At 64.6% G+C, this 12,796-nt stretch carries 11 protein-coding genes; 7 read left to right on the forward strand and 4 right to left on the reverse strand.

Going from position 1 to position 12,796, the window contains the following annotated elements:
* The coding region (locus WN73_RS31420) for a 2-dehydropantoate 2-reductase N-terminal domain-containing protein (RefSeq protein WP_333937993.1) at positions 1-484 on the reverse strand (484 nt) is incomplete at its 3' end.
* 193 nt (positions 485-677) lie between these two features.
* Between WN73_RS31420 and WN73_RS31425 the strand changes: the two genes are divergently transcribed.
* The 3 genes from WN73_RS31425 (at position 678) to WN73_RS31435 (ending at position 5,947) form a co-directional block, all read left to right on the forward strand.
* On the forward strand, positions 678-1,745 hold the full coding sequence (locus tag WN73_RS31425) for an acyltransferase family protein (protein WP_271556138.1): 1,068 nt from the start codon (positions 678-680) through the stop codon (positions 1,743-1,745).
* 216 nt (positions 1,746-1,961) lie between these two features.
* Positions 1,962-5,036, forward strand: coding sequence for a DNA polymerase I (polA, locus tag WN73_RS31430; protein WP_271556140.1), 3,075 nt, complete (start codon positions 1,962-1,964; stop codon positions 5,034-5,036).
* A gap of 275 nt (positions 5,037-5,311) precedes the next feature.
* Entirely contained in the window at positions 5,312-5,947 is a 636-nt protein-coding gene (locus WN73_RS31435; protein WP_028176044.1) for a LysE family translocator, read from the forward strand.
* A 170-nt stretch (positions 5,948-6,117) separates the two neighbouring features.
* Here the strand turns inward: WN73_RS31435 and WN73_RS31440 are convergent, their stop codons facing one another.
* The gene (locus WN73_RS31440; RefSeq protein WP_011090855.1) at positions 6,118-6,744 is read right to left on the reverse strand and encodes a glutathione S-transferase family protein; all 627 of its coding nucleotides are present in this window, start codon (positions 6,742-6,744) and stop codon (positions 6,118-6,120) included.
* Between the two features lie 184 nt (positions 6,745-6,928).
* On the opposite strand from WN73_RS31440, the gene pyrE reads away from it, so the two are divergent.
* Both pyrE and WN73_RS31450 read left to right on the forward strand, forming a co-directional pair.
* Positions 6,929-7,492, forward strand: a complete 564-nt coding sequence (gene pyrE / locus WN73_RS31445) for an orotate phosphoribosyltransferase (RefSeq protein ID WP_027547500.1) — start codon at positions 6,929-6,931, stop codon at positions 7,490-7,492.
* Between the two features lie 313 nt (positions 7,493-7,805).
* The gene (locus tag WN73_RS31450) at positions 7,806-8,582 is read left to right on the forward strand and encodes a DUF2865 domain-containing protein (RefSeq protein ID WP_162185897.1); all 777 of its coding nucleotides are present in this window, start codon (positions 7,806-7,808) and stop codon (positions 8,580-8,582) included.
* A gap of 118 nt (positions 8,583-8,700) precedes the next feature.
* On the opposite strand, the gene WN73_RS31455 is transcribed toward WN73_RS31450, so the two are convergent.
* Positions 8,701-9,132 (reverse strand): hypothetical protein, encoded by a 432-nt coding sequence (locus tag WN73_RS31455; protein ID WP_271556143.1) that lies wholly within the window; start codon positions 9,130-9,132, stop codon positions 8,701-8,703.
* A gap of 190 nt (positions 9,133-9,322) precedes the next feature.
* On the opposite strand from WN73_RS31455, the gene WN73_RS31460 reads away from it, so the two are divergent.
* A complete protein-coding gene (locus tag WN73_RS31460; protein ID WP_271556145.1) occupies positions 9,323-9,613 on the forward strand; it encodes a GIY-YIG nuclease family protein in 291 nt (96 codons plus the stop codon).
* Positions 9,614-9,739: 126 nt separating this feature from the next.
* On the opposite strand, the gene WN73_RS31465 is transcribed toward WN73_RS31460, so the two are convergent.
* Positions 9,740-9,970, reverse strand: coding sequence for a hypothetical protein (locus WN73_RS31465; RefSeq protein WP_271556147.1), 231 nt, complete (start codon positions 9,968-9,970; stop codon positions 9,740-9,742).
* A 206-nt stretch (positions 9,971-10,176) separates the two neighbouring features.
* Here WN73_RS31465 and WN73_RS31470 point away from each other — a divergent pair, with 206 nt between their 5' ends.
* Positions 10,177-12,693 (forward strand): glycogen/starch/alpha-glucan phosphorylase, encoded by a 2,517-nt coding sequence (locus WN73_RS31470; protein WP_271556148.1) that lies wholly within the window; start codon positions 10,177-10,179, stop codon positions 12,691-12,693.
* Positions 12,694-12,796: the final 103 nt, after the last annotated feature.

A 12,796-nucleotide genomic window follows, 5' to 3' on the forward strand; every position in this document is an offset into this window, starting at 1 on the left:
AGTCGCGGATCGCCGCGCCCTCGCGCAGGAATTCGGGGTTGGAGGCGACGACGACGTCGGCGTTGGGATTGGTTTCGCGGATGATGCGCTCGACCTCGTCGCCGGTGCCGACCGGCACGGTCGACTTGGTCACGACGACGGTGAAGCCCGACAGCGACTGCGCGATCTCTTTCGCGGCGGCGTAGACGTAGGACAGATCGGCGTGCCCGTCACCGCGGCGCGACGGCGTGCCGACCGCGATGAAGACGGCATCGGCGTCCGCGACCGGCTTCGACAGGTCGGTGGTGAAGTCGAGCCGCTTGGCCTTGACGTTGGTCGCGACCAGCTCGTCGAGCCCGGGCTCGTAGATCGGGATCTCGCCGCGATGGAGCGCCGCGATCTTCTTCTCGTCCTTGTCGACGCAGGTGACGTCGTGACCGAAATCCGCAAAGCAGGCTCCGGACACCAGTCCCACATAGCCCGTTCCGATCATCGCGATTCGCATGAGAAACCCTGTCTTGGCTTGGTTAACGAAACCCCAATGCGGGGCGGTTTAGCATTTTCCCGATGGAAGGGAACAGTCTGCGAGCAAAAACCGGCACGCGAATTGAACCGGTAAAGAAGTCGTAAGCCGCAAGGCCCCACACTGCATCACGCCCGCACAGAGCCGGGTGGAACACGCCTCGAAACGGGACACCATGGCACCATCAGGCACAATCCTTGGGAACGGGGGCGTTAACGCCCCTTCTGCCGCACGTGTCGACTGGGTCGACTATGCCAAGGGCATCTGCATCGTCATGGTCGTGATGATGCATTCGGTGCTGGGGGTCGAGCTCGCCGCGGGCGAGACCGGTTTCATGCATGTCGCCGTGGCCTTCGCAAAGCCGTTCCGGATGCCGGATTTCTTCCTGATTTCGGGCCTGTTCCTGTCATTGGTGATCGACCGCGACTGGCGAACCTATCTCGACCGCAAGGTGGTGCATTTCGCCTATTTCTATGTCGTCTGGGTGACAATCCAGTTCGGCTTCAAGGCGCCCGCCTTCGCGGCGGAGACGAGCTGGCGCGAGGTCGGCCTCTTGTATCTCGAATCCTTCATCGAGCCGTTCGGCACGCTCTGGTTCATCTACCTGCTGCCGGTCTTCTTCGTCGTCACAAAGCTGACACGGCGCGTCCCGCCGCTCGCGATCTGGCTGATCGCCGCGGCGCTGGAGACGGCGCGCATCGCGACCGGCTGGACCGCGATCGACGAGTTCTGCGCGCGCTTCGTCTATTTCTATTCGGGCTATCTGTTCGCGCCGTACGTGTTCGCGCTGTCGGATCGCGCGCGCAGCCAGCCTGGGCCTGCACTCGCAGCGCTCGCGACCTGGGCGCTGATCAATGCCGGCCTTGTCGCGTATGGGGCCAGCGAATGGAAGGTCGTCTCGCTCCTGCTCGGCTTTGCAGGCGCCTGCGCCATCATCACCATGGGCACGCTGCTCGCGCGCGCGCAGTGGCTGAACTTCTTCCGCTTCTGCGGCGAGCACTCGATCGTGATCTATCTCGCCTTCTTCCTGCCGATGGCGGCAACGCGCACGCTGCTGCTGCGCACCGGCGTCATTCCCGACATCGGCACGGTGTCGCTGATCGTCACTATCGCCGGCGTGCTCGGCTCGCTCGCGATCTGGCAGGCCGCCCTGCGGCTCGGTGCCGATTTCCTGTTCGAGCGGCCGGATGCGTTCTGGATCGCGCCGAAGAAGGCGGGCGTGCGGTTGCAGGCGGCGGAGTAGCTGCACTCTCGGTGTCGTCGCCCGGCTCGACCGGGCGTCCCAGTACGCCGGGACACCAGTGATTGAGCCGAGTAGCCGCGGCGTACTGGATTCCCCGCCTTCGCGGGGAATGACAGTGGGGATGCGAGGAATGACAGCGGGGGATAGTCGCGCCGTCAGCCCAAAAATCCCCCTCCAAAGGCTGTCAAAGCCCGCAAAAATTCATACATTGCGGCCATGCCCAAGACATCCCCGAAGACCACCGCCAAAGCTGACACCAAGGCTGCCGCGCCCAAGACGGCCGCCGACAGCAAATCCGCTGCTGCCACAGCTGCTGCCAAACCGGTGGCGGCGAAGGCGGCCGGCAAGGGCGACCATGTCTTCCTGGTCGACGGTTCCTCCTACATCTTCCGCGCCTATCACGCGCTGCCGCCGCTGAACCGCAAATCCGACGGTCTTCAGGTCAATGCCGTGCTCGGCTTCTGCAACATGCTGTGGAAGCTTTTGCGCGACATGCCAGCCGACAACCGGCCGACGCATCTGGCCATCGTGTTCGACAAGTCGGAGGTCACCTTCCGCAACAAGATCTACCCCGAGTACAAGGCGCACCGGCCGCCGGCGCCCGACGATCTGATCCCGCAATTCGCGCTGATCCGCGAGGCCGTGCGCGCCTTCGACCTGCCCTGCCTGGAACAAGGCGGCTTCGAGGCCGACGATCTGATCGCGACCTATGCGCGGGAGGCCAGCGACCGCGGCGCCACCACGACCATCGTGTCCTCCGACAAGGATCTGATGCAGCTCGTGAACGACAGGATCACGATGTACGACACCATGAAGGATCGCCGGATCGGCATTCCCGAGGTGATCGAGAAATTTGGCGTTCCGCCGGAGAAGGTGGTCGAGGTGCAGGCGCTCGCCGGCGATTCCACCGACAACGTGCCGGGCGTCCCCGGCATCGGCATCAAGACCGCGGCGCAGCTGATCGTCGAATATGGCGACCTCGAGCAGCTCCTGTTCCGCGCGACCGAAATCAAGCAGCCGAAGCGGCGCGAGGCGCTGATCGAGAATGCCGAAAAGGCGCGGATCTCGCGCAAGCTGGTGCTGCTCGACGACAAGGTCGAGCTGGAGGTGCCGCTCGACGACCTCGCCGTCCACGAGCCCGACGCGCGCAAGCTGATCGCCTTCCTGAAGGCGATGGAGTTCTCCACGCTGACGCGCCGCGTCGCCGACTATTCGCAGATCGATCCCGCCAATGTCGATGCCGATGTGGCGAACAGCAGCGAGGCCCGCGGCGGCGACAGCGCGGCCCGGACGACCTCGTCCGCGACGTCCGGCGATCTCTTCGCCGCCCCTGCGGTTACGGCAACGGGCGGCGACAAAGGCGGCAAGTCGGCCAGCATCAAGGGCGCGCCGATCTCGCTCGCCGCCGCGCGCGAAGAGGCGCTGCGCAAGCTTCCGGTCGACCGCGGCAAGTACCAGGCGATCAAGACGCTCGCCGAATTGAACGCCTTCATCGCGCGCATTCACGATGCCGGCCATGTCGCGATCGAGATCAGGGCGAACTCGATCGATCCGATGCAGGCCGATCTCTGTGGCGTCGCGCTGGCGCTCGCGCCGAACGATGCGTGTTACGTGCCGCTGGCGCACAAGCAGTCCGGCGGCGGCGCCGGCCTGTTCGATGCGGGCCTTGCGCCCGATCAGGTCAAGCATGCCGACGCGATCGACGCGTTGCGGCCGGTGCTGGAATCATCGGGCATCCTCAAGATCGGCTTCGACGTCAAATTCACCGCCGTCATGCTGGCGCAGCACGGCATCACCTTGCGCAACACCGACGACGCCCAGCTGATCTCTTATGTGCTCGACGCCGGCCGCGGCTCGCACGGACTGGAATCGCTCGCCGAGCGCTGGTTCGGCCACGCCATGCTGAAGGAGGGCGAGCTGCTCGGCAGCGGCAAGGGCAAGATCACCTTCGACCAGGTGCCGATCGACAAGGCCGCGCCGCTGTCGGCCGAAGGCGCCGACATGGCCTTGCGGGTCTGGCGCGTGCTGAAGCCGCGACTCGTCGCCGAGCACATGACGACGGTCTATGAGACATTGGAGCGGCCGCTGGTCGCGGTGCTCGCGCGCATGGAGCGGCGCGGCATCTCGATCGATCGCCAGGTGCTGTCGCGCCTGTCCGGCGACTTCGCCCAGACCGCAGCGCGCGTCGAGGCCGAGATCCAGGAGATCGCGGGCGAACCGATCAACGTCGGCAGCCCAAAGCAGATCGGCGACATCCTGTTCGGCAAGATGAGCCTGCCGGGCGGCACCAAGACCAAGACCGGCGCATGGTCGACCACCGCACAGGTGCTCGACGAGCTCGCCGAGCAGGGCCACGACCTTCCGAAAAAGATTCTGGAGTGGCGCCAGGTCTCGAAACTGAAATCGACCTACACCGACGCGCTGCCTGAATACGTCAATCCGCAGACCCATCGCGTGCATACGACTTACGCGCTGGCCGCAACCACGACGGGCCGGCTGTCGTCGAACGAGCCGAACTTGCAGAACATCCCGGTGCGCACCGAGGACGGCCGCAAGATTCGCCGCGCTTTCATCGCGACGCCCGGACACAAGCTCGTCTCCGCCGACTATTCGCAGATCGAATTGCGGCTGCTGGCCGAGATCGCCGACATCCCCGTGCTGAAGCAGGCGTTCCGCGACGGGCTCGACATTCACGCCATGACCGCGTCGGAAATGTTCGGCGTGCCGATCAAGGGCATGCCGAGCGAAATCCGCCGCCGTGCGAAAGCAATTAATTTCGGCATCATCTACGGCATCTCGGCGTTCGGCCTCGCCAACCAGCTCGGCATCGCGCGCGAGGAGGCGTCGGCCTACATCAAGAAGTACTTCGAGCGCTTCCCCGGCATCCGCGCCTATATGGACGAGACGCGCGACTTCTGCCGGAGCCACGGCTATGTCACGACGCTGTTCGGCCGCAAGTGCCATTACCCCGACATCAAGGCGTCCAACGCCTCGGTGCGCGCCTTCAACGAGCGCGCCGCGATCAACGCGCGTCTTCAGGGCACCGCAGCCGACATCATCCGCCGTGCCATGACGCGGGTGGAGGACGCACTCGCCGAGAAGAAACTCTCGGCGCAGATGCTGCTCCAGGTGCATGACGAATTGATCTTCGAGGTGCCGGACGCCGAGGTCGAGGCGACGCTGCCGGTCGTGCAGCACGTCATGCAGGACGCGCCGTTCCCGGCCGTGCTGCTGTCAGTGCCGCTGCATGTCGATGCACGCGCGGCGAAGAATTGGGACGAGGCGCATTGACGGCTCTTCACCTCGGCTCACTTGCGCTTCGCTGACGCCACAAACACGGTGTCGTCCCGGCGAAGGCCGGGACCCATAACCACAGGATCGAGTTGGGCGAAGATTGCCCACTACGATCCCGCACCACACTTCTCCCTGGGGGTATGGGTCCCGGCCTTCGCCGGGACGACGCCAGAGAGACACGCACTGTATCGAATTGTCCTCCGAGCAATTGCGCGATGGCCCGGCGGCGCGGCGCATATTAGAACCGTGCCGTCTCCTGCACCGGTTCTCCCATGCCCCACACTTCCGCGCTGCTCGGCTTCGCTCTCGTCTGCCTCGGCCTCGTGCTCACGCCGGGACCGAACATGATCTACCTGATCTCGCGCTCGATCACGCAGGGGCCGGCGGCGGGCATCGTCTCGCTCGGCGGCGTGGCGCTCGGCTTCGTGTTCTACATGCTGTGCGCGGCGTTCGGCATCACGGCGCTGCTGCTCGCCGTTCCCTTTGCCTATGACGCGCTGCGCTTTGCCGGTGCCGGCTATCTGCTGTGGCTGGCCTGGCAGGCGGTGAAGCCGGGCGGGCGCTCGCCGTTCCAGGTGAAGCAGCTTGCGATCGACAGTCCGCGCAAATTGTTCGCGATGGGCTTCGTCACCAATCTGCTCAACCCGAAGATCGCGATGCTGTATCTGGCGCTGCTGCCGCAGTTCATCGATCCCGCAGCCGGCAGCGTGCTGACGCAGTCGGTGGTGCTGGGCGCGATCCAGATCGCGATCAGCGTCAGCGTCAACGCGATGATCGCGCTCGCGGCAGGTTCGATCGCGCTGTTCCTGGCGAACCGGCCGAGCTGGATGCTGGTGCAGCGCTGGCTGATGGGCACGGTGCTGGCCGGGCTTGCGGTCAGGATGGCGGTGGAAGCGCGGAAGGTGTGATTGGCTTTCTTCCTTCTCCCCTTGTGGGAGAAGGTGGCGCGAAGCGCCGGATGAGGGGTTGCTTCCCCGAGCACAGATGCGGATGAGTTCGTGGAGACAGACCCCTCGCCCGTCTCGCCGCTACGCGGCGAGCCACCCTCCCCCACAAGGGGGGAGGGAAAAAGGCCCAATCAATCCAGCTTCGCGTCCATGCCCCGCTTCACCGCAGGCCGCGCCATCAGGGCCTCGTACCAGCGCTTGACGTTGGGGAAGTCGGCCAGCTCAACCTTGTGGCGTGGATGGCGCCAGGCCCAGCCCAGGATGGCAAAATCGGCAACCGAGAGGTCGCCGGCGACGAAGTCGCGGTCCGCCAGCCGGCGGTCGAGCACGGCGTAGAGCCGGCGGGTTTCGGCCATGAAGCGCTTCAGGCCGTAGGCGCGGTCCTGCTCGTTCTCGAGCGCGATGAAATGATGCACCTGGCCGGGCATCGGGCCGAAGCCGCCCATCTGCCACATCAGCCATTCGTAGACCGGAATACGACCCGCGAGCGATTTCGGCAGGAATTTGCCGGTCTTTTCGCCCAGGTAGAGCAGGATCGCACCGGATTCGAAGATGCTGACGGGCTTGCCGTCCGGTCCCTCGGGGTCGACGATCGCAGGGATCTTGTTGTTGGGGGAAAGCTTCAGGAACTCCGGGGCCATCTGCTCGCCCTTGGTGATGTTCACCGGGATCACCTTGTAGGGCAGCCCCATTTCCTCCAGCGCAACCGAGATCTTGCGGCCGTTCGGCGTGTTCCAGGTGTGCAGCTCGATGGTCATGCGTCGTTTCCTTCCCCAAAAGGCATGAGCCCTCACCTACTCCAGAAGGTTGCGACCCCACAACCGGCGGTCCGGGATGGCCGATCGTCGGCCGATCCCTGTTGACTGGACCTGTCCCCTCTGGAATGTCGCGGCCGTCGCGGATAAATTCCGCCACTTCCAAAAACGCTCCCGAGGGACCGCCGTGTCGAAATCAGCCTCCCGCGCCCGCCTGTTCGAAATCATCCGCCGGCGCTCCTTCGGCCGCGGCGAGGTGACGCTCGCGTCGGGCCGCAAGAGCGATTTCTACTTCAACCTCAAGCCGACCATGCTCGACCCGGAGGGCGCGACGCTGCTCGCCGAGCTGACCTATGAGGCGCTGAAGGACGACAATCTCGATTTCATCGGCGGGCTCGAGATGGGCGCGGTGCCGCTCGCCGGCGCGCTGGCGCAGATCTCCTGGATCAAGGGCCACCCGATCGCGGCGTTCTTCGTGCGCAAGAAGCCGAAGGAGCACGGCGCCAAGCTCGCGATCGAAGGCCTGCCCAGGGGCGAGACGCTCCAGGGCAAGCGCGTCGTCATCGTCGAGGACGTCACCACGACAGGTGGCTCGGCGATGAAGGCGGTGGAATCCGTGCGTGAGACCGGCGCCGAGGTGGTGCTGGTGCTGACCATGGTCGACCGCGAGGAAGGCGCCACCGACACGTTCGGTGCGGCCGGCCTGCCGTTCCGCTCGCTCTACAAGGCGTCGGAATTCTTGAAGGCGTGACGACTCTTCCCCCTCGCCCCGTTCTTACGGGGCCGCGACGAGCTTCGCTCGCGCTGAGAGGGTTGGGGTGACGGGCCTCCCTCCACGCGTGAGATGGCCGCGAGACCTGTCCCCCCTCACCCGATTTGCTTCGCAAATCGACCTCTCCCCGCAAGCGGGGCGAGGTGAAGACCAGCCCCTCAACCCCTCATTTACCATCACCCCTTATGGTGAATCAGAAGCTGAGACGAGTTGCTCTCGGCGGGTTGCGTTGCGTCGGGTGGAGTAAGCGTTGCGTACAGTCATGTCCCATGCGCGCCGGCGGCGTCGCGCGATGCTTGTGGCCGCCACCCTGGCAGCCCCGCTGCTTGCAGCTCCCGCCCCGGTTTCGGCCGAAGGCCTGTTCGACTTCTTCTTCGGCGGCATGCAGCAGCAGCGGCCGCAGCGCGAGGTGCCGCAGCAGGCGAGCTCCTACGCCGATCCCTTCACCGGCCAGCAGAATCCCGCAACCCCGCAATATGTGCCGCCGACACGCTCAGCGGCCGCCGGCGGCTCGGGCCCGGCCTTCTGCGTGCGCAGTTGCGACGGCAAATATTTTCCGCTGATGCGCGGCCTCGCCTCGCCGGCGCAGATGTGTCAGGCGTTCTGTCCTGCCAGCGCGACAAAGATTTATTTCGGCTCCTCGATCGACGGCGCCGCGTCGCAGACCGGCGAGCGCTACGCCGACAGCGAGAATGCGTTCGCCTATCGCAAGGCGCTGCGCGCGGACTGCACCTGCAACGGCCGCGAGCCGGTCGGCCTCGCCCCGGTCGATCTCGCGCTGGATTCTTCGCTGAAGGCCGGCGACGTGATCGCCACCTCCGACGGCCTCGTCGCCTATACCGGCATCCGCGTTGGCAACGAGCAGACCGCCGACTTCACCCCGGTCGCCTCCTATCCCGGCCTCACCGCACAGGTCCGCGCGCGCCTCGGCGAGATGAAGGTGGCCCCGGTGCGCGCAGAGACGGTGGCAGCAGATGCGCCGGCAGCGGAGATCGTGCGCGAGACGCTGCCTGATGTGACGGTGCCGAAGACGCAGGCGAAGCCGGCGAAGCGGGCAGGACTGGATTAGGACCCAACTATAACCAAGCCGTCGTTGCGAGGAGCACTTGCGACGAAGCAATTCAGAATCCCTACTCGGAAGGATTCTGGATTGCTTCGCTACGCTCGCAATGACGGAGGATGGTGAGTCACCTCCCGATAATCACCCCGATCACATTCGGCGCTGCCAGATATTTCTCCTCGATCGCCGCCCGCGCGGCGGCGCGGTTCTCCTGGGTCAGCAGGCCGCGCTTCTCGGCCAGGATCATCCAGCAGAAACCCCACCAATCGGTCAGCATGCCCTGATCGCCAACGAGGTCATAGCCCTGCTCGGCAGCGAAGATGCGCGCATGCGCTTCGTCCAGCGTGTCGAGAAACTGGTGGTCCTCGACCGAGAACAGGTCGTCGCTGATGTCGTCGATGGTGTAGCCCCAGATCGACTGGCACACCGCGTTGAACTCGCGGTCGAGCTGGTCGTCATCGATCCTCTGGCGCCGCGCCGCCTGATGCAGCCGCGACAGCGAGCGCGCGAAATCGGCGATCCGGGTGAGGGCAAACTGGTCGAAGGCAATGGTGGACATGTAGTCCTCGCAAAGTCGGACAGACGCTAGATATTGTGCCGGCAACGCGCCGAATCACAATGATATATCAAAGACTTGCTAAAGTGTTCTTAATTTGTTCTGATGCTGAAGGATTGGTTGTTGAGATCGACGTCCTGGCGAAAGCCAGGACCCATTACCCCGGTCAGCGTTGCCTTTGCGAGCTTGAGCCATGAGCGCAGGCAGCTACTACGTCTACATCCTCGCAAGCCGCCATCACGGGACGATCTATATCGGCGTGACCAACGACATCCGCACGCGGCTTGAACAACATCGCTCCGGCCGCGGCTCCAAGTTCGTGCAGAAGTACAATATCTTCCGTCTCGTTCACGTCGAAGCGTTCGCGACGCCGCAGGAAGCCATCGCGCGCGAGAAGCAGCTCAAGTTCTGGAAACGGGACTGGAAGATCAAGCTGATCGAACAAGAAAATCCCGACTGGAATGACCGCTCGGGCCTTCTCTGACAGTCGGGGTAATGGGTCCTGGCTTTCGCCAGGACGACGTTGTGGTGAAAGCTGGCGCGAAGGCGACACCGAAATCTTCGCCGGGACGACGATGGGGAAGCAGTTTCCGCTTCCCTCCCCTCCCCCTCAATTCACCGCCGACACCAACCTGTCCCCGCACGCATTCGCATAAAACTTGCCGCCGCATTGGCGCTTGATGGCGCCGCAGCGCTGTGCGGGCGACGCATTCTGTGGAACGCTGAAGCCGCAGCTCAGGCCATCAGCGTTACGGCCCTTGCCGGCGGCGAAGGCGGCGCTCGAGGTGGCGATGCAGATGACAAGGAGCGCTGCAGCAGCGATTTCAATCAGCAGTCTCATGGGGCGTCTCCTCCACACTGATGGCTGAATTAGCCGCCACACTAGCACCAAATCCACGTTCTCCGTGCTCGTCCGGGTTCCCAAATCGGCCCGTTCCTTGCATAAATTTGCGCCAGCGCAGTGCACGGCCGCACCGGCGATAGTTCCGGTGCAGAGGCAAGACGCGTAGGGTTAGTGGTGTTTCTGTCGACCAGGAAGTGACGGCCTTGCAAGATCAATCGTTCCAGCCAAACTTTCCCGCCCCCGACCAGCCCATCGACGAGCTCGCGCTGGCTGAGATCAAGGGCGCGATTCTGGCGAAGCTGCGCCTTGCCATCGGCAAGGACGCCGGCATGGCGACCAAGCACGACTGGTACCAGGCCGCGGCGCTCGCGCTGCGCGACCGCATCGTGCATCGCTGGCTCACAGCCGAGAAGCACAGCTACGACGCGGGGCGCAAGCGCGTCTATTATCTCTCGCTCGAATTCCTGATCGGCCGCCTCTTCACCGATGCGCTCAACAATATGGGGCTGCTCAAGATCTTCGAGGTCGCGCTCGGCGATCTCGGCGTCTCCCTGCCCGAACTGCGCAAATGCGAGCCGGATGCCGCGCTCGGCAATGGCGGTCTCGGGCGGCTTGCCGCCTGCTTCATGGAGAGCATGGCAACGCTCTCGATCCCGGCGATCGGCTACGGCATCCGCTACGATTACGGCCTGTTCCGCCAGATCATCAACCAGGGCTGGCAGCAGGAATATCCGGACGAGTGGCTCGGCTTCGGCAACCCCTGGGAATTGCAGCGGCCGGAAGTGATCTACAACATTCATTTCGGCGGCGGCGTCGAGCATGTCGACGACAAGGGCCGCGACCGCGCGATCTGGCATCCGGGCGAGACCGTGCAGGCGATCGCCTATGACACGCCGATCGTCGGCTGGCGCGGCCAGCACGTCAATGCGCTGCGGCTGTGGTCGGCACGCTCGCCCGATCCGCTGAAGCTCGACGCCTTCAACAAGGGCGACTACGTCAGCGCCAGCGCCGAGCAGTCGCGCGCCGAAGCGATCTGCAAATTCCTCTATCCGAACGACGAGAGCCCGGCGGGCCGCGAGCTGCGCCTGCGCCAGGAATATTTCTTCGTCTCCGCCTCGCTCCAGGATCTGGTCAAGCGGCATCTGTCGTCCGACGGCCAGCTTCGCAGCCTGTCGTCGAAGGTCGCGGTCCAGCTCAACGACACCCATCCGAGCCTCGCCGTCACCGAGCTGATGCGGATCCTGGTCGACCTGCACAATTTCCGCTGGGACGAGGCGTGGAAGATCACGGTCGCAACGCTGTCCTACACCAACCACACGCTGCTGCCCGAGGCGCTCGAGACCTGGCCGGTCGAGCTGTTCGAACGCCTGTTGCCGCGGCATCTGGAGATCATCTACCGCATCAACGTCCAGCATCTGGCGCTCGCCGAGGCGCGCGCGCCCGGCGACATCGACTTCCGCGCCTCGGTCTCGCTGATCGACGAGAAGAGCGGCCGCCGCGTGCGCATGGGCCAGCTCGCCTTCGTCGGCTCGCACCGCATCAACGGCGTCTCGGCGATGCATTCGGACTTGATGCGCGAGACCGTGTTCCACGATCTCAACCATCTCTATCCCGGCCGCATCACCAACAAGACCAACGGCATCACCTTCCGCCGCTGGCTGATGCTGGCAAACCCGAAGCTGACCGAGCTGTTGCGCGAGACCTGCGGCGACGCCGTGCTCGACGATCCGACGCAGCTTTCGCTGATCGAGGCGCGCGCCAGCGACGTCGAATTCCAGAAGAAATTCCGCGCCGTCAAGCATCACAACAAGACGGCCCTGGCGCGGCTGATCGGCGAGCGGCTCGGCATCAAGGTCGATCCGGGCGCGCTGTTCGACGTGCAGATCAAGCGCATCCACGAATACAAGCGCCAGCTGCTCAACGTCATCGAGACGGTCGCGCTGTACCAGTCGATGAAGGACGATCCCAACGGCAACTGGGTGCCGCGGGTGAAGATCTTCGCCGGCAAGGCGGCGGCGAGCTACAAATACGCCAAGCTGATCATCAAGCTGATCAACGACGTCGCCGAGGTCGTCAACAACGACCCCGCGATCGGCGGCAAGCTGAAGGTCGTCTTCCTGCCCGACTACAATGTCAGCCTCGCGGAGGTGATCATTCCCGCGGCCGACCTGTCCGAGCAGATCTCGACCGCCGGCATGGAAGCTTCCGGCACCGGCAACATGAAGCTGGCGCTGAACGGCGCCATCACCATCGGCACGCTCGACGGCGCCAATATCGAGATCCGCGACCATGTCGGCAACGAGAACATCGCGATCTTCGGCATGGAGGCCGGCGACGTCATGATCCGGCGCAAGCAGGGGCTGGATGCCTCCGACGTGATCCGCAATTCGCCAAAGCTCCAGCGCGCCATCAATGCGGTCGGCGCCGGCGAGTTCTCGCCCGGCGACCCCGGCCGCTTCGAATCCATCGCGCATGCGCTGCGCTATCTCGACCATTACATGGTCAGCGCCGATTTCGATTCCTATTACGAGGCGCAGCGCGCGGTCGATGCGCGCTGGCAGGTGGCGCCGGCCTGGACGCGCGCCTCCATCCTCAACGTCGCGCGCATGGCGTGGTTCTCCTCCGACCGCACCATCCGCGAATATGCCGAGGAGATCTGGAACGTGCCGGTCAATCCGACCACGCCGCTGCTGCCGGACCTGCGCGACGCCGCGGGCTGATTTTCCGCAGTGTGAAATCGGCGTTACCTGCGAGGTTATTGCACAGCCAGGCAATGGCTGTGGTATGACGACCGTCATTCCGGGGCGGCTCGCAGAGCCGAAC

This window comes from Bradyrhizobium sp. CCBAU 45394, assembly GCF_028128655.1.
GTDB lineage: Bacteria > Pseudomonadota > Alphaproteobacteria > Rhizobiales > Xanthobacteraceae > Bradyrhizobium > Bradyrhizobium diazoefficiens.